Origin of the sequence: Streptomyces purpurascens, from assembly GCF_045040895.1 — a bacterium.
In the GTDB taxonomy this organism is placed as follows: Bacteria; Actinomycetota; Actinomycetes; order Streptomycetales; family Streptomycetaceae; genus Streptomyces; species Streptomyces purpurascens.
The window spans coordinates 9,017,050-9,042,301 of sequence record NZ_CP108341.1 but is presented as its reverse complement, the minus strand read 5'-3'; the positions used below and the strand labels follow the sequence as shown (position 1 = coordinate 9,042,301).

At 68.7% G+C, this 25,252-nt stretch carries 2 protein-coding genes; both read left to right on the top strand.

Annotated features, from left to right (window positions below):
- The first annotated feature begins 406 nt into the window (after positions 1-406).
- Positions 407-16,285: an amino acid adenylation domain-containing protein gene (locus tag OHU35_RS40855; RefSeq protein ID WP_405509032.1), complete on the top strand. Its 15,879-nt coding sequence runs from the start codon at positions 407-409 to the stop codon at positions 16,283-16,285.
- The gene (locus tag OHU35_RS40850) at positions 16,282-25,209 is read left to right on the top strand and encodes an amino acid adenylation domain-containing protein (protein WP_405509030.1); all 8,928 of its coding nucleotides are present in this window, start codon (positions 16,282-16,284) and stop codon (positions 25,207-25,209) included. Before OHU35_RS40855 ends, OHU35_RS40850 begins: the two co-directional genes overlap by 4 nt.
- Positions 25,210-25,252: the final 43 nt, after the last annotated feature.

The following is a 25,252-nucleotide window of genomic DNA, read 5'->3' as shown; positions in this document are numbered from 1 at the left end:
ACACCCGGCGCACCCTGATAGATGTCAGGAGCGACCCGTCCCGCTGCTGTGGTCCTCTGGAACAGCTGTGCCAGTGAGAGGGCTGAAGGGAAGCAGCGATGGTGCTCTGTGAGCCGGCGTTGGTGGACCGGGCGGCATGCCGCGGGTGTCCTGGGCGCGGGACTTCTTCCAGGGGGTCGGCGCAGGAAGAACCCAGACGCGCACACCGCGCGACCGTGGCCGCGTAATGGCCTGCCTTCGGCGAGTCGCTCCATTCTGACTGCGTACCGGGCACGAAACCGGTCGCTTCCGTGGCCGTTGACGGTCAACTCCAAGGGCGTTTGACGCCCCGAGTGTTGGCCGATGTTGGCCCGTTGACACCATCCCGTCTCACCCTCAACAATCGGCAGATCGGCCTGGGCCGGAAATGACCATTCCCTCGGCGCGACACCCTGCAGGATTCTCATCCCGCCTCGTCACCTCTGGTGATTCGCGCCCATCAGGCCCACCGATGTCGGCTGCATCGGTCACCGGACCCCACGGGGAGAACATGTTCAATTCTCGGGACGCCCGTCTTCCTTTATCGGCAGCTCAGACCGGCATCTGGTATGCCCAGCAGCTGGCCCCGGAGAACCCGACCTACATTCTCGGGGAATACCTGGAAATCCACGGTCCGGTGAACACTGCGTTGCTGCAGGAATCAGCCCGGCGAGCCATCGCGGAAGCGGAAGCTCTTCAGGTCCGCTTTGTCACCGACAGCACCGGGCCCTGGCAGATCGTCACCCCGCCGGCCGACCTGACCGTACCGCTCATCGACGTCAGCGCGGAGCCGGATCCACGCCGAGCCGCCCTGGCCTGGATGGAGACCGACCTGACCCGACCGCTCGACCTGGCCTCCGCCCCGCTCTACACCTGCGCCCTGTTCACAGCGGCCCCCGACAGGTTCTTCTGGTACCAGCGTGTCCACCACATCGTCATGGACGGCTTCGGAGCAGCCCTCGTCATCCGACGGCTCTGCGACATCTACAACGCGCTGTCAGGCGGCCTGCCGGTCGATGACGAGACATTCGGTCCCTTGCGTCTTCTCCTGGAGGAAGAACGCACGTACCGGGCGTCCCACCAGTTCACTCAGGACCGTGAGTACTGGACCGGACGATTCGCCGATCTGCCCGAACCGGCGGCCCTCGCCGGCAGGTTCTCCCCCACGTCCCACAGCGTGCGGCGGGCGACGGCCCGGCTTCCCGTGTCGGGCATGGACCGGTTGCGGGCAGTGGCTCGTGGCGCGCGGACGACCTGGCCCTCGGTCGTCGTCGCCTCCACGGCCGCCTATCTGCATCGCATGACAGGCGCACGCGACGTCACGGTCGGCCTCGGCGTCACGGGCCGCGACACGGCCCTTTCCCGGAAGATACCGGGAATGGTGTCGAACGTGCTGCCACTACGCCTGGAAGTGCGGCCGGATACCGTATTCTCCGACCTCGTTCAGCAGGCGTCGCAGGAAGTCTTTTCCGTACTCCGGCACCAGCGCTACCGGTACGAGGACCTACGCCGGGATCTGGATCTGTTCCGCGACGACCGGAAACTGTTCGGCCCGGTCGTCAATATCATGCCCTTCGATTACGGCCTTCGCTTCGGTGACTCCCCCGCGACATCCCACACCCTTTCGGCAGGCCAGGTGGAAGACCTGTCGATCACCGTTTATCAGCGGGCGAAGGAACAAGGGCCGCGGATCGATTTCGACGCCAACCCCGCACTGTACGGAGATGATGAGCTCGCAGCTCACCACCAGCGCTTCCTGCGGATCCTGGAGGCCGACGCCGACCAGCCGGTCGGCGCGATGGAGTTGCTCTCACCGCAGGAGCACCATCAGCTCGCGGCATGGAACGACACGACGAACACGAGGCCCGCGGCCGGCGCCACCGCCACCGCCACCGGCACAGGCACAGGCACAGGCACAGGCACAGGCACCATCCAGCACCGGTTCGCCGAGCAAGTGGCCCGCACCCCGGACGCACCGGCCGTCCGGTCGGACGACGAGGAACTGACTTACCGGGAACTGGACGCCCGGGCCAACCGCCTCGCACACCGGCTGATCGACGCAGGGGTGGGACCCGAAGCCCGGGTGGCCTTTCAGCTCCGGCGTTCGGCCGACCTGGTGGTGGCCATCCTGGCGGTCCTGAAGACCGGCGGCGTCCATGTGCCGCTGCACCACAGCTACCCGGCCGCACGGAAACAGGCCATCATGGCCGAGACCGAGGCCAAGGTGTTGCTCACCGACCGGGCCACCCAGGTGGCCCGGGCCGCAGAGAACCACGCATTCCCGCATGACGCACGGGTCATCGTCGTCGACGACGATCGGCTCCTCGCCGACGAGGACGACAGCGATCCCGCCGTGGACGGTCACCCGGACCAGCTGGCGTACATCATGTACACCTCCGGGTCGCTCGGTGCGCCGAAGGGCGTGGCCGTAACCCACCGGGACGTACTGAGCCTTGCTTCCGACCGGTGCTGGCGCGGCGGTGACCATGAGCGGGTACTTCTGCATTCTCCGCATGCGTTCGACGCGTCGACGTACGAGATGTGGGTTCCTCTGCTCAACGGCGGCCAGATCGTCGTGGCACCGCCCGGTGAGCTGGACACCTGGACTCTCGCGCGCCTCGTCGCCGGCGGAAGCATCACGGGCCTGTGGCTGACCGCGGGCCTCTTCCAGGTGATGGCAGAAGAGTCCCCCGGCAGCTTCGCCGGCGTCCGGGCCGTGTGGACGGGAGGCGATGTCGTCCCGGCCGCGGCAGTCCGACGGGTGCTGGATCACTGCCCGCAGACCGTGGTCGTCAACGGTTACGGCCCCACCGAGACCACCACCTTCGCCGCGCACCACCCCACACGGGCGCCGGACCGCGTGTCGCGGAGCGTGCCCATCGGCCGTGCCATGGACGGCATGCGGCTGTACGTGCTCGACAGTGGCCTGCGGCCGCTTCCGGTCGGTGTGGTGGGCGAGCTCTACATCGCAGGGGCCGGTCTGGCACGCGGTTACTTCGGCCGGCCGGCCCTGACCGCAGAGCGGTTCGTCGCCGATCCCTTCGGCCCGGCGGGCTCCCGTATGTACCGCACGGGTGATCTGGCCCGGAGGCGTTCCGACGGGGTCCTTGATTTCGTGGGCCGGGCCGACGACCAGGCGAAGATCCGGGGTTTCCGGATCGAGCCGGGTGAGGTCGAGGCCGTGCTGTCCCAGCACCCCGGCCTCGCCCAGGCCGCTGTCGTCGCCCATGAACACCGGCCGGGAGACCAGCGTCTCGTCGCCTACGCGGTGCCGGTGGCAACAGCCGGACCGGCGGACAGCGAACCGATGTGGACGCAGACGCGTTCCGAGGCGGACATCGAGGCACGGGAAGGGACACAGGCAGCGGCGCCTGCCCAGGCAGTCGCCGAAGCACAGCAGGTCGGGGAATGGCAGTCGATCTACGACTCGCTCTACGAAGACGCCGCCGCACAGCCGGCCGGGTCGAACTTCACCGGGTGGAACAGCAGCTACGACGGGCAGCCCATCCCCCTGACGGAAATGCGGGAATGGCGTGCTGCCACGGTCGAGCGGATCCTTTCGCTGCGGCCGCGACGCGTGCTGGAGATCGGCGTTGGCACCGGGTTGCTTCTGGGACCGATCGCCCCGCGGTGCGAGGAGTACTGGGCGACCGATTTCTCCGCCTCGGCCGTCGATGCTTTGCGGGCACAGGTCGACCGCGCCCCCGAGTTGGCCGGTCGAGTGACGCTGCGGCACCAGCCGGCACACGACTTCGACAGCGTGCCGACCGGGTTCTTCGACACCGTGATCATCAATTCGGTGGTGCAGTACTTCCCCAACGCCCGCTATCTGGTCGAAGTACTGCGCAAAGCCGTGGAAGTCGTGGTCCCCGGCGGGGCCGTTTTCGTCGGCGACATCCGCAACCTTCGCCTCCAGCGGTGCTTCCACACCGCCGTCGAGGTTCGCTCCCGCGCCCTCGCCAAGGACGCGGCCCACATCCGCCGCGCCGTCGAGCAGAACATGGCCCGGGACAAGGAACTGCTGATCGACCCGGAGTTCTTCACGGCGCTGCCACGCACCATCGCCGCCGATGGCGTCGAGCTGCGTGTCGATCTCCGCGTCAAACGCGGTCAGCACCACAATGAGCTCACCCGGCACCGCTATGACGTGGTCCTCCGCAAACAGCCCGAGGCGCCCCTCGCGCTGAGCGAGGCGCAACGCCTGCGCTGGGGACAGGATGTCGACGGACTGCGGGAGCTGCGCGAGCAGTTGTCCGCCCGGCACCCCGGAACGCTGCGGCTCACCGGAGTGCCCAACGCCCGCCTGTCCGGCGAGCTCGCCACGATGCGCAGGCTGGACGACGACGGCGACTTCCACGAGAGCCTCGAGACCGACCAGCTCCCGAGCGACCCCGGCGACACCGAGGGCCCCGACCCCGAAGCCTTCCACGAACTCGGCACGGAACTCGGCTACTGGGTGGCCGTGACCTGGTCGAATGCCGAAGACCCAGGCAGCCTCGACATCGTCTTCGCCGACTCCGCGCGGATCGCGTCCACCACGCCCGTGGACGCCTATTCATCCCCCGCCACTGAGCACAGGGAGCTCTCGGCCTACACGAACGACCCCGACGCCGGCCGACGGACCGGCGCACTGGTCACCGATCTGCGCTCGTACCTGCGGGACCGGCTGCCGGACTACATGCAGCCGGCCGCCGTCGTCGTGCTCGACCGCCTGCCGTTGACCGTCAACGGCAAGCTCGACCGCGCGGCCCTGCCCGCTCCGGACTTCGGTGCGGCGTCGACCGGTCGTGCCCCGCGGACCGCCCAGGAAGAGCTTCTGTGCGGACTGTTCGCGGACATCCTCGGTCTGTCCGCCGTGGGCATCGACGACAGCTTCTTCGACCTCGGCGGGCACTCCCTGCTGGCCACCCGCCTGACCAGCAGGGTCAGGTCGGAACTCGGCGTCGAGCTCTCGGTCCGCCGGCTCTTCGAGACACCGACCGTCGCCGGCCTCGCCGAGCGGCTGACCACGGCACGACCGGCCCGGCCTGCGCTGCGCCCCGTGGCCCGGCCCGAAGAGATTCCCTTGTCCTTCGCTCAGCGTCGGCTGTGGTTCCTGCACCGGCTGGAGGGCCCCAGCGCGACGTACAACATTCCACTGGCCGTGCGGCTGTCGGGCGACGTGGACCGACATGCCCTCACCGCGGCACTGGCCGACGTGGTAGCCCGGCACGAGAGCCTGCGCACCACGTTCCCCGAGCACTCCGGGCGGCCGTACCAACTGGTCCTCGATGCCGCAGCCGCGCTTCCGGTGCTGCGGGTCTCCGAGGTGGCGGCGGCCGACGAGGTGAAGCTGGCGGAGAGGATCGCCGAAGCAGTCCGGTACGAGTTCGACCTGGCCTCCGAGCTGCTGCTGCGTGCCACGCTGTTCACCCTCGGTCCGCGGGAACACATGCTCGTCCTCGTCATGCACCACATCACAGGTGACGGATGGTCGCTGACGCCCCTGGCCAGGGATCTGAGCACCGCCTATCGCGCCCGGGTCACCGGCACCGCACCCGCGTGGTCGCCGCTGCCGGTGCAGTATGCCGACTACACGCTGTGGCAGCGCGAGCTCCTCGGTGACGAAGGAGCCGATGGAGGTGAAGGAGCCGACAGCAGCGCGGAGGGGAAGGCGGGGGAAGACGACGCGGCCGGCCTGGCATCGCAGCAGCTCTCGTACTGGCGGAATGCCCTGGCAGGACTCCCCGACCGCCTTGAACTGCCCACCGACCGCCCGCGCCCGGCGGTGGCCAGCCACCGAGGCGCCAACCACAGCTTCACGCTCGGCGCAGAGCTGCACCGCGGGCTCGTCGACCTCGCGCAGCGGAACCAGGCAAGCGTCTTCATGGTTGCGCAAGCGGCCTTGGCCGCCCTGCTGACCCGACTGGGTGCGGGCACGGACATCCCGATCGGCTCCCCGATCGCCGGGCGCACGGACGAGAGCCTGGACAACCTCATCGGGTTCTTCGTCAACACCTTGGTGCTGCGCACCGACACCTCCGGGAACCCGAGTTTCCGGGAACTGCTGGAGCGGGTCCGGGAGACCGACCTGGCCGCCTACGCCCATCAGGACCTGCCGTTCGAACGCCTGGTGGAAGACCTGCGGCCCGCACGCTCGCTCTCCTATCACCCGCTCTTCCAGGTCACGCTGGCCTTCCACAACACCGCCGAGCCCGATCTCGAGCTCCCGGGTCTGCGGGCCGAGGCCGAGGGTGTACGGACCGGTACGACCAAGTTCGACCTGACCATCGAGCTCACCGAGCGCCGAGCCGGAGACGGCACCGGAAGCAGCGTCATCCTCGGCATCGACGGCCTCGTCGAGTACAGCACCGACCTGTTCGACGCTCCCTCCGTGCGGGCCCTCGTCAGCAGGTACCAACGGCTCCTGGAAGCCGTGGTGGCCGACCCCGACCAGCCGATCAGCCGGATCGAGATCAGCAGCCAGGAGGAGCGCGAGCACCTGCTGGTGAAGTGGAACGACACCGCGCGTCCGGTGCCGGAGTCCGACCTGCCGACCCTGTTCGAGACGCGGGCCGCACACAGCCCGCAGGCCCTTGCTCTGGTCTTCGAGGGCATCGAGCTGACCTACGCGGAGCTCAATGCCCGGGCGAACAGGCTCGCGCACTTCCTGATCGCACGGGGCGCCGGCCCCGAACGCGTCGTGGCCGTCGCCCTGCCGCGTTCGACAGAGCTGGTCGTGGCGCTGTTGGCGGTGCTCAAGACCGGCGCCGCCTACCTGCCCGTCGACCCGGCCCAGCCTGCCGAGCGGACCGTGTTCATGCTCGAGGACGCGCGACCAGTGGCCGTCCTGACCGCCGCCGGGGGCGAGCCCGTACTGCCGCCGCACGCGCATGGCTCAGCACTGGACGAGCTCGACGCGACAGGCGCCTTGGACGCCTTCCCGAACACCGACCCTGCCCGTACGGGCAGGCCCGCCCCGCTCCACCCGGCCTATGTCATCTACACCTCCGGCTCCACCGGAAAGCCCAAGGGCGTCGCGGTCCCGCACAGCGCGATCGTGAACCGGCTCCACTGGATGCAGGCCGAGTACCGCCTCGACGCGACCGACCGCGTCCTGCAGAAGACGCCCTTCACTTTCGACGTCTCGGTCTGGGAGTTCTTCTGGCCCCTGCTCGAAGGGGCGACCCTGGTGGTGGCGCAGCCCGAGGGCCACAAGGACCCCGTCGGTCTTGCCGACCTGATCCGTACCGCACGAGTGACCACTGTCCATTTCGTTCCGTCGATGCTGCGCGCCTTTCTGGAAACGCCGACCGCGAAGGACTGCCGGACGCTGCGCCGGGTGTTCTGCAGTGGTGAGGCACTGCCGCCCGAACTGATCACGCGGTTCCAGCACACGCTGGCCGCGCCGCTGTACAACCTCTACGGACCGACCGAGGCCGCGGTCGACGTCACTGCCTGGGCCTGCCCGCCGGACTTCGCCGGCACGGTGTCCATCGGCACGCCGATCTGGAACACACGGGTCCATGTGCTGGACGATGCCCTGCAGCTGGTTCCGCCGGGTGTGGTGGGTGAGCTGTACCTGACGGGACGGGGACTGGCCCGGGGGTACGTGAACCGGCCCGGAACGACGGCGCTGCGGTTCGTGGCCGATCCTTTCGGTCCGGCGGGTTCGCGCATGTACCGCACGGGGGACCTGGCACGCCGCCATGAGGACGGAACGCTGGAGTTCCTGGGCCGGACGGACGACCAGGTGAAGGTCCGGGGCTTCCGCATCGAGCCCGGTGAGATCGAGGCGGTGCTGACGCAGCATCCCGGTGTGGCCCGGGCCTCGGTGACACTCCGGGAGGACGGGCCGTCCGGGCAGCGGCTCGTGGCCTACGTGGTACCGGTGGCCGGTTCCGTTCTGGATGCCGCGAGGCTACGGGAACACGCGCAGGGCCTGTTGCCGGACTACATGGTCCCGGCCGCATTCGTGCTGCTGGAAGAGCTGCCCTTGCTGCCCAGCGGCAAGCTGGACCGCGCGGGACTCCCCGCGCCCGAGGTGACTCGCGCGCCCGGGGGGCGCCCGCCGCATACACCGCGGGAACGGCTCCTGTGCGACCTGTTCGCCGAGCTGCTGGGCGTGACAGAGGTCGGCGCCGACGACAATTTCTTCGCTCTCGGCGGCGACAGCATCGTGTCCATTCAGCTGGTGTCCCGGGCACGCGAAGCAGGCCTGGCCATCACCCCTCGCGACGTGTTCCTGCACCAGACCGTGGCGGCCCTGGCCGGGGCCGCCACCGCAACCGACGTCGAGGAAGGCGGAACGGCCCCCGGGCTGCCGCTGATCACCCTGACGCAGAACCAGCGCGAACGGCTGGCGGAGGTGTGGGGTGAGCCGTCGGATCTGCAGGAGGTTCTTCCGTCCTCGCCGCTCCAGGAGGGACTGCTCTTCCACTCGCTCTTCGACCGGCAGACGCCCGACGTCTACACCGTCCAGCTGGTCTTCGAGCTCCACGGACGTGTCGACGCCGCAGCGCTGCGGGCCGCGGTGGCGACGCTGCTGCACCGGCACCCGAACCTGCGGGCGGGATTCTGGCAGCAGGGCGCGGACCAGTTGCTGCAGGTGATCCCGCGCGAGGCGGAGTTGCCGTGGCGTGAGGTGGATCTGACCGGCGGTGACGGCCAGGAGCAGACACCGGAGCAGGAGCAGGACAAGGAGCAGGAGCTGGCCCGGGTGGTGGACGAGGACCGGACCAGGCGATTCGATCCGGCTCGCCCGCCGTTGCTGCGCTTCACTCTGATCCGGCTCGCCTCCGAGCGGTACTGCCTGGTGTTCCTGAGCCACCACCTCCTGATCGACGGGTGGTCGCTGCCCAACCTCGTCCAGGAACTGTTCACTCTCTACTCCCAGCGCGGGGACGACACCGGGCTGCCGGCCGTCGTGCCGTACCGGAACTACCTGGCCTGGCTGGCGAGTCAGGACCGGGGCGCGGCCGAGGAAGCCTGGCGGGAGGCGCTGGCGGGGGTGGAGGAGGCGACGTTGCTGGCCCCGGCGGGCGCCGGCAGCACGGTGACACCTCCCGAGGAGATCGCGTGGGAACTGTCGGAGGGGGTGACCTCGGCGCTGACGGAGGTGGCGCGCGGTCACGGACTGACGCTCAACACCCTGGTCCAGGGCGTCTGGGGAGTTCTGCTGGGGCGTGCGCTGAACCGGCACGACGTGGTCTTCGGAGCCACCGTCTCCGGTCGCACTCCGGAGATCTCCGGCGTCGAGACCATGGTGGGTCTGTTCATCAACACCTTGCCCGTACGCGTGCGCTGGGACGAATCCGAGTCGTGGTCGGACATGCTGGCGCGGCTGCAGGACGAACAGTCGAAGCTGCTGCAGCATCAGCACCTGGGACTGGCCGAGATCCAGCACATCGCGGGGATGCGCGAGCTGTTCGACACCACCACGGTGTTCGAGAACTACCCCCTCGACACCGATGCCGTTCAGGCGGCCCTGGCGGACGTCGAAGTGACCGGCCTGACCGCCCATGACGCGACGCACTACCCGCTGACCCTCATCGCGTTCCCGGGCAAGAGCCTGCGCTTCACGCTCGGCTACCGGCCGGACCTGTTCACGCCGGACGCGGCCGAGACGATCGCGGCACGACTCAACCAGCTGTTCGAAGCTGTGGCCGCCGATCCCGGACGGCCCCTCGGGCAGAGCGACGTCCTGACCGCCGAGGAGCGACACCGGCTCCTGGTCGAATGGAACGACACGGCCCAGCCCGTACCGCCCGTGAGCCTGCCGGAGTTGCTGCAGGCGCAGGCCGCTCGAACTCCGGAGAAGACCGCGTTGGTCCTCCCGGCCACCGTACGGTCGTCCCCGCAGGACACCGGGCTGACCGCCCATCCCGACACCGTGGTGTCCTATGCGGAACTCAACGCGCGAGCCAACCGGCTTGCGCGGGAGCTGGTCCGACGGGGAATCGGCCCCGAGAAGATCGTCGCCCTTCTGCTGCCCGAGCCCGGCGAACTGCTGGTGGCGATAGTCGCGGTGCTCAAGGCGGGGGCGGCCTACCTGCCGCTGGATCCGGAGCACCCGGCCGAGCGCATCTCCTTCCTCCTCGAGGACGCAGGGGCGGCGCTGGTGCTGACGGCATCCACGGTCGAGGCCAAGGTTGCCGCCGCTGTGCCGCGCATGGTGCTCGACCACGAACACACCAGGTCCCTCGTGGGCAGCCGGCCGGGCACCGACCTGTCTGACGCCGACCGCATCTGCCCCCTCTCGCCGCACCACCTGGCCTACGTGATCTACACCTCGGGTTCCACAGGAAGGCCCAAGGGCGTCGCCATGTCCTGCCGCGGGCTGATGAACCTGCTCACGTGGCAAGCGACAGCTATCCCGATCGGCGAAGGCGAGAGCGGTCGTACGGCACAGTTCACGACCATCAGCTTCGACGTGTCCGTACAGGAAATCCTCGGCGCGCTGACATCCGGTCGTTCGTTGGTGGTCACCGCCGAAGACGTCCGCCGCGACGCCGACGAGCTCGTCCGCTGGCTGGAGCGGCACGAGATCAATGAGCTGTTCGCCCCGAACCTGGTCGTGGACGCGGTGTGCGCGGCAGCCGTCGAACAAGGCCGGCGGCTCCCTGCGCTGCGGCACATCGCACAGGCCGGCGAAGCACTGACTCTCACGGACGCTGTGCGCCAGTTCTTCCATGAGGAGACGCGGCGGCTGCACAACCACTACGGGCCCACCGAAACGCATGTCGTGACCGCGCATCACCTGCCGGAGCACGCCTCGGAATGGCCGTCGGCAGCACCCATCGGCGCTCCGATCGCCAATACGCGGGTGTACGTGCTGGACGGTGGTCTGCGGCTGGTGCCGCCGGGTGCGGTCGGCGAACTGTACGTGGCCGGGACAGGAGTAGCCAGGGGATATGTAAACCGCCCCGGCCTGACGGCCGAGCGATTCGTGGCCGACCCGTTCGGCCCGCCCGGCTCACGCATGTACCGCACCGGCGACCTGGTCCGCTGGACCCCTGACGGAGAGCTGGCCTTCACAGGCCGCGCCGACGACCAGGTCAAAGTCCGCGGCCACCGGATCGAACCCAGCGAGATCGAAGCCGCCCTCTCCCGCCACCCCGACCTCACACAAACCGCCGTCGTCGCCCGGCAACACAAACCCACCGGAAAACGCCTCGTGGCCTACGTGGTGCCCACAACCGGAACAACCGTCGACACCACACACCTGCGCGACTTCATCCGGCACACACTGCCCGACTACATGATCCCGGCGGCATTCGTCCCCCTGGACGAACTGCCGCTGCTGGCAAACGGAAAACTCGACCGCTCGGCACTGCCGACACCCACTCCCGGCACAACCCCGACAACACGAGCCCCGCGCACACCCCAGGAAGAACTCCTCTGCAACCTCTTCGCCCAAGTACTCGGCCTCCCCCAAGTGGGCGCCGAGGACAACTTCTTCGAACTGGGCGGACACTCGCTCCTCGCCACCCGGCTGACCAGCCGGATCCGGTCGGCATTGGGCGTCGAACTCGTCGTCCGCACGCTTTTCGACGCCCCTACCGTCGCGAGTCTCGCCGAGCGGCTTTACGGGCATACGCGCGCACGCGTGCCGTTGCGCTCGATGGCACGGCCGGCAGAGGTCCCCCTGTCCTTCGCACAGCGCCGGCTGTGGTTCCTCAACCAGTTGGAAGGACCGAGCCCGACGTACAACCTCCCGCTGTACGTGCGGCTGTCCGGCGAAGTGAACGTACTAGCCCTCGAAACAGCGCTGGGTGACGTCCTCAGCCGCCACGAGAGCCTGCGAACGGTGTTCCCGGAGGCACAGGGCATGCCGCGCCAGCACGTCGTCGACACCGTCGACGCCCTGCTGCGCCCCTCGCTCGAAGTCGTGCAGACCAGCGAGAACGACCTGGCCGTAGTGCTGAACGCGGCGGCCCGCCACCCCTTCGACCTCGCTGGCGAGCTCCCGGTCCGGGCCTGGCTCTTCGCCGTGGGGGCCCAGGACCACGTGCTGGCCCTCGTCGTGCATCACATCGCGGCCGACGGCTGGTCACTGGCACCGCTGGCGCGTGATCTCGGCGTGGCATACGCCGCGCGGTGCGGGGACCAGGCACCGTCGTGGCCGCCTCTGCCGGTGCAGTACGCCGACTACGCCCTCTGGCAGCACGACGTACTCGGCAGCGAGAACGATCCGGACAGCGTCATCTCCCAGCAGTTGGCCTACTGGCGCAGCACCCTGGAGGGACTGCCCGACCAGCTCCACCTGCCGACCGACCGCCCCCGGCCCGCCGTCGCGAGCCATCGCGGGGACTCGGTCGCGTTCCGCATCCATCCGGAACTGCACCGCGCCCTGATCTCGCTCGCTCAGGACCACCAGGTCAGCCTGTTCATGGTGGTGCAAGCCGCGGTTGCCGCCCTGCTGACGCGTCTGGGCGCGGGAACGGACATCCCCATCGGCAGCCCGATCGCCGGCCGCACGGACGAAGCGCTGGACGAACTGGTCGGATTCTTCGTCAACACGCTGGTGCTGCGCACGGACACGTCCGGCAACCCCAGTTTCCGTGAACTGCTCAGGCGGGTCCGCGAGACCGACCTGACGGCCTACGCCCACCAGGACGTGCCGTTCGAACGGCTCGTGGAGTCGCTCAATCCGGACAGGTCGCTCGCCCGGCACCCGCTGTTCCAGGTGATGTTGGCCTTCCAGAACACCCCGGAGGCCTGGCCGGAGCTCCCTGGGCTCGACTGCGCACCCGAGCCGGTCGAGGTCAGCGTCGCCAAGCTGGACCTGGCCGTCAATGTCCGGGAAACCCGGGCGGACGACGGGACTCCGGGCGGCCTGGAATGCAGCATCGACTACAGCACGGACCTGTTCGACCGGCGTTCCGTCGAACCGATGGTGACGCGGCTGCGCCTGCTGCTGGAGGCGATGGCCGCGGACCCCGGGCAGACCTTGGACCAGGTCGACGTGGTGACCGCCGAAGAGCGACACCGGCTGCTGCGGGAGTGGAACGACCCCTGCCAGGAAGTTCCCGCCGCCACCCTGTCCGAGCTGTTCGAGGCTCAGGCGACCCGCACACCGCACGCGACGGCCGTGGTGTTCCAGAACCTCGAACTGTCCTATGCGGAGCTGAACGCGCGGGCCAACCAGCTGGCTCGGTATCTGATCGGCCGAGGGGCCGCACCGGAACACCTGATCGGCCTCGCCGTGCCCCGCTCGGCCGAGATGATGGTGGCCCTGCTCGCGGTGCTCAAGACCGGAGCGGCCTACCTACCCGTGGACCCGGGGTACCCGGCTGACCGGATCACGTTCATGCTGTCGGACGCCCGCCCCGTGATGTGGCTGACGACGCGCGCGGTCGCCGACGGCCTGCCCCGCACGGACACACCGCTGATCGTGCTCGACGGGACAGGGACGAGCGAGGACATCGACCGTAGGGCAACAGGTGACCTGGAAGCGGGGGAAGGCCACCGGGCCGTTGCGGACCATCCGGCCTACGTCATCTACACCTCGGGCTCAACCGGCCGGCCGAAGGGCACGATGGTCTCCCACCGCAGCGCCGCGAACCTGGTGCGCTGGGCCGTCGACGAATTCGGCTCCGGGCAGCTGTCCCGGGTACTGGCCTCGACGTCGTTGAACTTCGACGTCTCGGTCTTCGAGATGTTCGGCCCGCTGGCATCCGGCGGGACCATCGAGGTCGTGCGCGACGTACTCGCCCTGACCGAGCGCCCCGAGGACCACAGGTGGAACGGCACCTTGATCAGCACCGTGCCGTCGGCCCTGTCACAACTGCTCTCCCACGACTTCAAGGTCGCGGCCGACGTGGTGGTCCTGGCGGGCGAAGCGCTCGCGGCCCGCACCGTCCGCGACGTCCGCACGACGCTGCCGGGCTGCCGCGTCGCGAACATCTACGGCCCCACCGAGGCCACCGTCTATGCGACGGCCTGGTACGCGGGCGACGATCCGGACGCCGTACCCCTGATCGGTGCTCCGATCTCCCAGGTGCGGGCGTACGTGCTGGAGCCCGGTTTGCGGCTGGTACCGCCGGGTGTGGTGGGCGAGCTGTATCTGGCAGGAGCTGGAGTGGCGAGGGGGTATGTCAACCGCCCTGGCCTGACGGCCGAGCGCTTCGTGGCGGACCCGTTCGGCCCGGCCGGCTCACGGATGTACCGCACCGGCGACCTGGTCCGCTGGACTCCTGACGGGGAGCTGGCGTTCGTGGGCCGGGCCGACGATCAGGTCAAGGTCCGGGGCCACCGGATCGAACTGGGAGAGATCGAAGCTGCTCTTTCCCGCCATCCCGATCTCCGGCAGGCCGTGGTTGTCGTCCACGAGCACGAGCCTTCCGGAAGGCGTCTCGCGGCCTACGTGGTGGCGACAACCGGGTCGGCCGTGGATGCCGCAGGCCTGCGGAGCTTTGTTCGGCGCACCCTGCCGGACTACATGGTTCCGGCGGTGTTCGTGGTGTTGGACGAACTGCCTCTGCTCCCGAACGGGAAACTGAATCGGGCGGCGTTGCCCGCACCCGATCTCGCCGGAAAGTCAAGGACCCGTGCTCCTCGCTCGCCGCGGGAGGAATTGCTCTGCGGCCTTTTCGCCCAAGTACTCGGCCTCCCCCAGGTGGGCGCCGAGGACAACTTCTTCGAGCTGGGCGGCGACAGCATCATGTCCATCCAGCTCGTGTCCAAGGCTCGCGCCGCCGGGCTGGCCATGAGCGCCAAGGACGTCTTCCAGCACCAGACCCCCGCCGGTCTGGCCGGTGTCGTCACCGTGAGCGAGGCGCATGCACACGCCTCTGACCTGGGTGTCGGCCGGATACCAGCCACTCCGATCATGCACTGGCTACGGGGACAGGAGCGGGACCAGGAGCACGGTCTCGACCGGTTCAGCCAGACGGTACTGCTCAACGTTCCCGCAGAGGTGACCGAGCAGCAGTTGACCGACGCGTTGCAGGCCGTCATCGATCACCACGATGCGCTGCGGACTCGCCTGGAGCGGTCGGCCGACGGTGAATGGTCGCTGTACAGCAGCCCCCGCGGGTGCGTGCTCGCAGCGGACCTGATCCGGAGGATCGACGTCAGCCGTGGGGACGGGCACGTACCGGGCCCGATGGTCGCGCTCGAGGCCCGCGAGGCGCGTAGGCGGCTTGCCCCTGGTGAGGGGGTGATGGTGCAGGCGGTGTGGTTCGATGCCGGACCTGCCCGGCCGGGCCGGTTGTTGCTGGTGCTGCACCATCTCGTGGTGGACGGGGTGTCCTGGCGGATCCTGCTGCCGGATCTGGCCTCCGCGGCGGCTGCCGTCGCAGCGGACCGTCCAGTGGACCTGGCTCCCGTGCACACATCGTTCCGCCGATGGGCCGAGCTACTGGTGGAGCAAGCCCAGGAGCCGAAGCGAATCGCCGAGACAGCGTGGTGGGAGCAAGTTCTCGACAGTCCAACCGCGGAGCCGGCCGAGCGGCCGTCCCGGGACGGCCGCGGGACGCGCTCCTTGGTGGTGACGGTGCCCACGGAGCGCGCGGCAGCTCTCCTGAGCGACGTACCCGCCGCGTTTCATGCGAACGTCAGCGACGTCCTGCTGACGGCGTTGGCAGTTGCTGTGCTGGGTCGGCAGCAGCGCCGCGGCGAGACAGGGGCGGCGCTGCTGGTCGATGTGGAGGGGCATGGCCGGGACGAGTTCGTTGCCGGTGTCGACGTGTCGCGCACAGTGGGCTGGTTCACCAGTCTCTTCCCCGTACGGGTCGACCTCCGCGACATCGACCTCGAACAGGCGCTCGCCGGAGGATCCGCCGCCGGACAGGCACTCAAAACAGTCAAGGAACAACTGCGAGCGGTCCCGGACCACGGACTCGGCTACGGGCTCGTCCGCTACCTCAATCCACAGACCCGAACACGCCTGTCGAACCTGGCCGCACCGCAGGTGGGATTCAACTACCTGGGACGATTCACCGCGGCGGACACCGGACAGTGGGCCGTCGCCGACGAAGCCGACGCCCTCTTCGAGCCGGCCGACGCAGCACTGCCACCTGCGCACCACCTGGAATTCAACGCCCTGGCCACAGACCGTGCCGAGGGCCCCGAGCTGGTGGTCTCCTGGACGTGGAACGAGCAGGAGCTGTCCGAGAAGGAGGTGCACGAGCTCACCGAGCTGTGGGCCCAGGCACTGGACGCGTTCGTCACTCACGCCGGCCAACCCGGAGCAGGCGGTTGGACGCCCTCGGACCTGCCACTGGTTTCGCTGGACCAGGCGGAGATTGACGCGCTGGAAGCGGAGTGGGGGGACCAGGAATGAGGAAGCCGGGACTGCAGGACGTCCTTCCGCTCTCGCCGCTCCAAGAGGGACTGCTCTTTCACGCGGTCTACGACGGCCGCACCCCTGACGCCTACGCCGTTCAAGTGACCTTCGACCTCGAAGGTCCACTCGAGACCGGGGCTCTGCGCGCGGCTGCCGAAGGTTTGCTTCGCCGGCACGCGAACCTGCGGGCGGCGTTCCGGCAGCGCTCCGAAGGGCGGCCGGTGCAGGTGATTCCGCGCGAGGTGGTCTTGCCCTGGCGTGAAGTGGACCTGAGCGAGCGGAGCGATCAAGAGCCGGAACTGGCCCGGCTGCTGGCCGAGGACCGCGCCCGACGCTTCAACCCGGCCCGCCCCCCGCTCCTGCGCTTCACCCTCATCCGGACCGGCCCCACCCAGCACCGCCTCGTCTTCACCCACCACCACCTGCTCCTCGACGGCTGGTCACTCCCCATCCTCTTTCGCGAGCTCTTCGCCCTCTACTCCCAAGACGGAGACGACACCGCCCTCCCACCCCCCATCCCCTACCGCAACTACCTCACCTGGCTCGCAACCCAGGACCGGAACGCGGCCAAAAAAGCCTGGCAAGCAGCACTGACCGGCACAGAAGAGCCCACACTGCTTGCCACGACCCACCGGGCCCACTCTTCGGTGACCCCGGAAGTGTTGCCCGTCGCGCTCTCGGAAGAGTCGACATCGGCGTTGGCGATGACGGCGCGCGGTCACGGGCTGACGCTCAACACCGTTGTCCAGGGAGTGTGGGGAGTCCTGCTGGGGCGTTTGCTCGGCCGGAACGACGTGGTTTTCGGCTCTGTCGTCTCCGGTCGTGGCCCGGAGGTCGCAGGCATCGGAGACATGGTGGGGCTGTTCATCAACACCCTGCCCGTACGCGTGCGCTGGCACGAAACCGAGACGTGGGCCGACCTGCTGACCCGGCTGCAGGACGAACAGTCGGAGCTGCTGGAGCACCGGCATCTGGGGCTGGCCGACATCCAGCATCTGACGGGGATGCGGGAGCTGTTCGACACCACGACCGTGTTCGAGAACTATCCCCTGGATGCCTCGGCCTTGGAGAAGGCGGGATCCGATCTGCGGGTACGGAACATCAACGCGAGCGACGGCACGCACTATCCGCTCAGCCTCGCGGTGGTACCCGCGCGTGAACTACATCTGCGCTTGAAGTACCGGCCGGACCTGATGGAGCGAGACGCGGTCGAGGCCATCGCGGTGCGGCTTCGCATACTCCTGGAATCAGTCATCGCCGATCCCGGGTGCCTTGTCGGACAGAGCAGCGTACTGACCGCCGAAGAACGACATCGGCTGCTGGTGGAGTGGAACGACACGGCGTCCCCGGCGGCGCGGGCGAGCCTGCCGGTGTTGTTCCAGGAGCAGGTGGTCCGCACACCCGGCAAGCCGGCCGTGCTCTTCGAGGACACCACGCTGTCCTATGGGGAACTCAACGCTCGGGCGAACCGGCTCGCCCACCATTTGATCGCGCGGGGCGTCGGCCCGGAGGACGTCGTCGCCGTCGTGCTGCCGAGGTCGATCGAGCTGCTGGTGGCGCTGCTTGCGGTGCTCAAGGCCGGGGCGGCGTATCTTCCGGTGGACCCGGCGCATCCGTCCGAACGTCTTTCACTCATGCTCGCTGACGTTCGCCCTGCGGTGGTTCTGGATGCCGGTGTTCTGGCCGGTGACATGAGCCGATATCCGGACTCAAATCCTGGTGACACCGACCGCACCGCCCCGCTCTCGTCGGCCAATCCGGCCTATGTCATCTACACCTCCGGTTCCACCGGCGTGCCCAAGGGCGTCGCGGTGGAGCACCGGTCGCTTGCGGACTATCTGGCCTGGGCCTGTGAGGCCTATCCGAGCGCGCGTGGAAAGGTGCTACTGCACTCCTCGGCAGCCTTCGACATGACCGTTACGGCCTTGTTCGTCCCTCTCCTGACCGGTGGCTGCATTCACCTCGAAGCGCTGGAGGAGCGCTCACGGCCCGGCGAGGGACTCGCGGGGGCCCGGCCCACGTTCCTCAAGGGCACGCCGAGCCACCTGGCGTTGCTGAATTCGTTGCCCGCGGAGTTCTCGCCGACGGAAGAACTGCTGCTCGCCGGTGAGGCGCTGCTGAACGAGTCTCTCGAGGAGTGGCGCCGCCGACACCCCTCGGTGACGGTGTTCAACGTGTACGGTCCGACCGAGACCACGGTCAGCTGTACGCAACGCCGGATCGAGCCGGGTGCCACGCTTTCGCCGGGAGTCGTGCCCATCGGCCGGCCACTGCGGAATACGCGGGTGTACGTGCTGGACGGTGGACTGCGGTTGGTGCCGCCGGGTGCGGTCGGCGAGCTGTACGTGGCCGGGACAGGAGTGGCCAGGGGATACGTCAACCGCCCCGGCCTGACGGCCGAGCGATTCGTGGCCGACCCGTTCGGCCCGCCCGGCTCACGCATGTACCGCACCGGCGACCTGGTCCGCTGGACCCCTGACGGAGAGCTGGCCTTCACAGGCCGCGCCGACGACCAGGTCAAAATCCGCGGCCACCGGATCGAACCCAGCGAGATCGAAGCCGCCCTCTCCCGCCACCCCGACCTCACACAAACCGCCGTCGTCGCCCAGCAACACAAACCCACCGGAAAACGCCTCGTGGCCTACGTGGTGCCCACAACCGGAACAACCGTCGACACCACACACCTGCGCGACTTCATCCGGCACACACTGCCCGACTACATGATCCCGGCGGCATTCGTCCCCCTGGACGAACTGCCCCTGCTGGCAAACGGAAAACTCGACCGCTCGGCACTGCCGACACCCACTCCCGGCACAACCCCGACAACACGAGCCCCGCGCACACCCCAGGAAGAACTCCTCTGCAACCTCTTCGCCCAAGTACTCGGCCTCCCCCAAGTGGGCGCCGAGGACAACTTCTTCGAACTGGGCGGCGACAGCGTCGTATCCATCCAGCTCGTGTCCAAGGCTCGCGCCGCCGAGCTGATCATCTCCGTTCGCGACGTGTTCCAGCACAAGACCCCTGCGTCCCTGGCTCTGACAGCGACGGCAGTCGGAGAGAGCGAACTCGGCGGTGAGGCGCCTGATGCCGGCATCGGCCGGCTGCCCATGACCCCGATCATGCACCGGCTACGGGAACGTGGGGGTTCACTCGACCAGTTCCACCAGACGGTGCTCCTGAACGCTCCCGGTGGTCTCGGCGCCGCTCGCCTCACCGCGGTGATGCAGGCGGCGCTGGATCAGCACGACGCTCTGCGCATGAGGATGATCCGGCATCCCGGCAGCGAGTGGCAGTTGGAGATCGCCCCGCGCACCACGATCGCGGCGAGCTCGTGCATCCACCGCGTGGACATCGTCGGGCTGGAAGGTGCGGCCTTGCGCGCGACGATCGCCGCAGAGGGCACTGCCGCAGTGCGGCGGCTTGCCCCTGGTGAGGGGGTGATGGTGCAGGCGGTGTGGTTCGATGCCGGACCTGCCCGGCCGGGCCGGTTGTTGCTGGTGCTGCACCATCTCGTGGTGGACGGGGTGTCCTGGCGGATCCTGCTGCCGGATCTGGCCTCCGCGGCGGCTGCCGTCGCAGCGGACCGTCCAGTGGACCTGGCTCCCGTGCACACATCGTTCCGCCGATGGGCCGAGCTACTGGTGGAGCAAGCCCAGGAACCGAAGCGAATCGCCGAGACAGCGTGGTGGGAGCAAGTTCTCGACAGCCCGAGCGTGAAGCTGGCCGACCGACCGCCCCAGGCGACGGACACCACACGGTCGTTGACCATGGCGATTCCACCGGAACGGGCGGTGTCGTTGCTTTCGGACGTACCGGCCGCATTCCACGCCGGCGTCAACGACGTCCTGTTGACGGCCCTGGCCGTGGCGGTCATGGGCTGGAACCATCAGCGTGGAAGGACGGGGGCGGCGCTGCTGGTCGATGTGGAGGGGCATGGCCGGGACGAGTTCGTTGCCGGTGTCGACGTGTCGCGCACAGTGGGCTGGTTCACCAGTCTCTTCCCCGTACGGGTCGACCTCCGCGACATCGACCTCGAACAGGCGCTCGCCGGAGGATCCGCCGCCGGACAGGCACTCAAAACAGTCAAGGAACAACTGCGAGCGGTCCCGGACCACGGACTCGGCTACGGGCTCGTCCGCTACCTCAATCCACAGACCCGAACACGCCTGTCGAACCTGGCCGCACCGCAGGTGGGATTCAACTACCTGGGACGATTCACCGCGGCGGACACCGGACAGTGGGCCGTCGCCGACGAAGCCGACGCCCTCTTCGAGCCGGCCGACGCAGCACTGCCGGGACCGGGGCCGGCGCACCACCTCGACATCAACGCCCTGGCCCGCGAAGGCACCGATGGGCCCGAGCTCGTGGCCTCCTGGACATGGACCGAACAGGCACTGTCCGAATCAGACGTCCATGAACTCACCAGCCTGTGGTCAAAGGCCCTCGACGCGCTCATCACCCACACCGGCGAACCCGGTGCAGGGGGCTGGACGCCCTCGGACCTCCCCCTCGTCTCGCTGACTCAGCACCAGATCGACCGTCTGACCGGGTCCCGCACGGAAGAGTCAGGTGTTGAGGAGATCCTTCCGCTCTCACCGCTGCAGGAGGGCTTGCTCTTCCACTCCGCTTTCGACCAACAGCTGCCGGATGTCTACACCGTCCAATTGGCCCTCACCCTCCAGGGACAGCTCAACGTGCCGGCGCTGCGGTCCGCGGCAGCAGCCTTGGTGCGCCGGCATGCGAACCTGCGGGCGGGCTTCTGGCAGGAGGACGCGGATCGCCCGGTGCAGGTGATTCCGCGCGAGGTGGTCTTGCCCTGGCGTGAAGTGGACCTGAGCGAGCGGAGCGATCAAGAGCCGGAACTGGCCCGGCTGCTGGCCGAGGACCGCGCCCGACGCTTCAACCCGGCCCGCCCCCCGCTCCTGCGCTTCACCCTCATCCGGACCGGCCCCACCCAGCACCGCCTCGTCTTCACCCACCACCACCTGCTCCTCGACGGCTGGTCCCTCCCCATCCTCTTTCGCGAGCTCTTCGCCCTCTACTCCCAAGACGGAGACGACACCGCCCTCCCACCCCCCATCCCCTACCGCAACTACCTCACCTGGCTCGCAACCCAGGACCGGAACGCGGCCAAAAAAGCCTGGCAAGCAGCACTGACCGGCACAGAAGAGCCCACACTGGTGGCTCCGGCCGGTTCTGTCCGCGACACAGTTCTTCCCGCGGAGGTGACGGGTGAGCTGTCGGAGACGCTGACTTCGGCATTGATGACGTGGGTTCGCCGACACGAGTTGACGCTCAACACCGTCGTCCAGGGGGTCTGGGGAGTCCTGCTGGGACGCTTGCTCCATCGGCACGACGTGGTCTTCGGCACCACGGTCTCCGGCCGCCCGCCGGAGGTCGCCGGTGTCGAGGAAATGGTGGGGCTGTTCATCAACACCCTGCCCGTACGCGTGCGCTGGCACGAAACCGAGTCCTGGGCCGACATGCTGACCCGACTGCAGGACGAACAGACGGCCCTGCTGGAGCACCAGCATCTGGGGCTGGCCGAGATCCAGCATCTGACGGGGATGCGGGAGCTGTTCGACACGACCACGGTGTTCGAAAGCTATCCGGTCGGCACCGGGGAACTGGAGAAGACCGCCCCTGCCTTGCGACTGGCGGACATCGAGGCAACCGACGGAACGCACTATCCCCTCAGTCTCGCCGTGGTTCCCGGTCGGGCCCCGCGTCTGCGATTGCAGTACCGCGCGGATGTGGTGGAGCGGGATGCCGCCGAGGCCTTCATGACGCGACTGCGTCTGTTGCTGCAGGCGGTGGTCATGCACCCCGAGCATCCCATCGGGCACGTTGATCTGCTGACCGCCGAGGAGCGTGGCCGCCTCCTCCCGAGGCACGCCGGCTCTGCAGCGCCCCTGCCGCTGCCCGCTTTCGAGGCTCAGGCCAAACAGGCGCCCGACGCCGTCGCGGTGCTGCACGACGACGTCGAAATCACCTACGAGGAGCTGAACGCCCGGGCGAATCAGCTGGCCCGTGTGCTGCTTCGGGGCGGTGTCGGTCCTGACCGAGTCGTTGCCGTGGCGCTGCCGCGGTCGGCGCATCTCGTGGTCGGCTTGCTGGCCGTGCTGAAGGCGGGCGGCGTGTACCTGCCGGTGGACCCGGAGTATCCGGCCGACCGGATCGCGTTCATGCTGGCCGACGCCCGGCCCTCCTACGTGCTCTCCGACTCCGTGACCGCACCTCGACTGCCGGATCTCGGCGACGTCCCATCGGTACTGATCGACCGGCTTGACCTCGGCCAGCAGGGCGGCAGGGACCTCACCGACGCGGATCGCCCGGCGCCGCTGTCACCGGAGCAACTGGCCTATGTGATCTACACGTCGGGATCAACAGGTCATCCGAAGGGCGTCATGATGTCCGGTGGCGCGTTGGCCAACTTGCTGGCGTGGCATGCCTCGGCCATGCCGGTCGGCCCCGGCGCGCGGGTCGCCCAGTTCACCGCGATCAGTTTCGACGTGTCGGTCCAGGAGATCCTCTCGACCCTGCTGTCCGGCGCGTGCCTGGTGATTCCTCCCGAGGGCGTCCGCCGTGACGCGGCGGCCTTCGTGGCGTGGCTGCGGCGACACGAGGTCGGCAAGGTGTTCGCGCCGAGCCTGGTGATCGAGGCGTTGTGTGAGGCGGCTGTCGAAAGCGGAGACCCGTTGCCGGCGTTGGTGGACATGGCCCAGGCCGGTGAGGCGCTGCGTTTGAGCGAAACGGTCCGCCGCTTCCACCGGAGCGTACGGCGCCGGTTGCACAACCACTACGGCCCGGCCGAGACACACGTGGTGACCGCGTTCACGCTGCCGGAAGAGGAAGCGGAATGGCCGGGCGCGGCACCGATCGGACGGCCGATCCGCAACGTCGAGACGTACGTGCTCGATGCCGGACTGCGGCTGGTTCCCCCGGGTGTGGTGGGCGAACTGTATCTGGCCGGTGCGCAGTTGGCTCGCGGCTATCTGCGGCGCCCGGGGCTGACCGCCGGGCGGTTCGTGGCGAACCCGTTCGGCGGCCCGGGGACGCGGATGTACCGCACCGGGGACCTGGTGCGGTGGAACTTCGCCGGGGACCTGGAGTACGTCGGCCGGGCGGACCGCCAGGTCAAGGTGCGAGGGTTCCGTATTGAGCCCGGCGAGATCGAGGCGGCCGTCGCCCGGCACGAGGACGTGGGCCAGGCCGCGGTGCTGGCCAGGGAGGACCGGCCGGGCGACACACGTCTGGTGGCGTACGTGGTACCGGGGCCTGGACAGCGGGTGCGGATCCCCGAGCTGCGCCGGCACCTGGCGGCACTGCTGCCGGACTACATGCTTCCCGCCGCCGTGCTCGAACTCGACGCCCTACCGCTGACCCCCAACGGAAAGCTGGACCGGGACGCCCTTCCTGCGCCCGAGGCGGGTACGCCGTCAACCGGCGCCGCACCCAGGAACTCCCGGGAGGAAGTCCTGGCGGACTTGTTCGCCGAGGTACTGCGACTGCCGGCGGTGGGTATCGACGACGACTTCTTCGCGCTGGGCGGGCACTCGCTGCTCGCCACCCGCCTGATCAACCGGATTCGGTCGGTATGGGGCACCGAGTTGTCGGTCCGCGCCCTTTTCCAGTCACCCACCGTCGCGGGACTGGCAGCGGCCGTCGACACCGCCGAGCGCCCTCCGGCCGACCTGGCGGACAGCGCGGACCGCATCGATTTCCGCGCCGAAGCGGTGCTCGATCCGGCGATCACGACTGAGGGCTGCCGGCCCGTGGATCCCCGGGTACACGCTGTTCCCCGGCGCATCCTGCTCACCGGCGCCACCGGATTTCTTGGTTCCTTCCTGCTCCGCGAGCTGCTGGACCGGACGGAAGCCGATGTGTGGTGTCTGGTGCGGGCAGCGAACGACGAAGAGGCAGGAGAGCGGCTGCGCAACGGCCTGGCCGCGTACCAACTGTGGGACGAGGCCCTGCGCGCGCGGATCGTCGCCGTGGCGGGAGATCTGGAGAAGCCGCTGCTCGGCCTGACCGAGGAACGGTTCGCCCTGATGGCGGACCGGATCGAGGTCATTTACCACAATGGCGCGCGGGTGAACATCGTCGACTCGTACGCGAGGCTGAAGGCGGCCAACGTCCTGGGCACGCAGGAGATCGTGCGCTTGGCGGCCACTGCGCGGGTCAAGCCCCTGCACTACGTCTCCAGTTCCGCCGCCGGGGTGGGGCGGGACCGGACTCCGGATGTCGTCCGGGAAGACCGCCGTGTTGCCCCGGACCATGTGGCGTCGAACGGCTACGTCGCCACCAAATGGGTGGCCGAGGAACTGGTGCGGGCCGCCGGAGGGCGGGGAGTTCCCACCGTGATCTACCGGCCGAGCCGGGTGAGCGGACACACTGGCACGGGCGTGTGTACGACGGGGGACGCACTGTGGACGATGGTCCGAGCGATCATCGAGTTGGGTGCGGCGCCCGACCGGACAGTGCGGGAAGGGATGCGGTTCGACGTCGACCTCGTGCCGGTCGACCATGTGGTCAGGGCCATCGTGCATCTCGGCCGGCAGCCGGAGTCGGACGGCAAGACCTTTCATGTGACGAATCCTGAGCCGCTGAGCTTCGACGCGTTGATCGACTGTCTGCGGCGGTTCGGTTACGACGTGGCGAGTCTGTCCTACCAGGACTGGAAACACTTGCTCCTCGGCACCGCCGACGGGAAATCCTCGCTGACTCCGGCAGCCCTGCTGGCACAGGCACTGCAGGTCGGCGTCGCCAGCCCACGCTACGACCGGAGCAATACCGAGCACGGTCTGACGGGCTCCGACATTGCGTGCCCCGTCGTCGGCGACGACCTGATCGCCATATATATCCGGCATTTTGTCGGCTCGGGCTTCTTGCCGGAGCCGGCATCAACGACTGGCGGCTGAGGGCTGGCCGCCTTGCGGAGAAAACCACACGTTGCAGGTGAGG

What these genes read in the sequence shown, in the direction of transcription:
- OHU35_RS40855 (WP_405509032.1), top strand. Translation starts at nt 407, where the DNA reads ATGACCATTCCCTCGGCGCGACACCCTGCAGGATTCTCATCCCGCCTC.
- OHU35_RS40850 (WP_405509030.1), top strand. Translation starts at nt 16,282, where the DNA reads ATGAGGAAGCCGGGACTGCAGGACGTCCTTCCGCTCTCGCCGCTCCAA.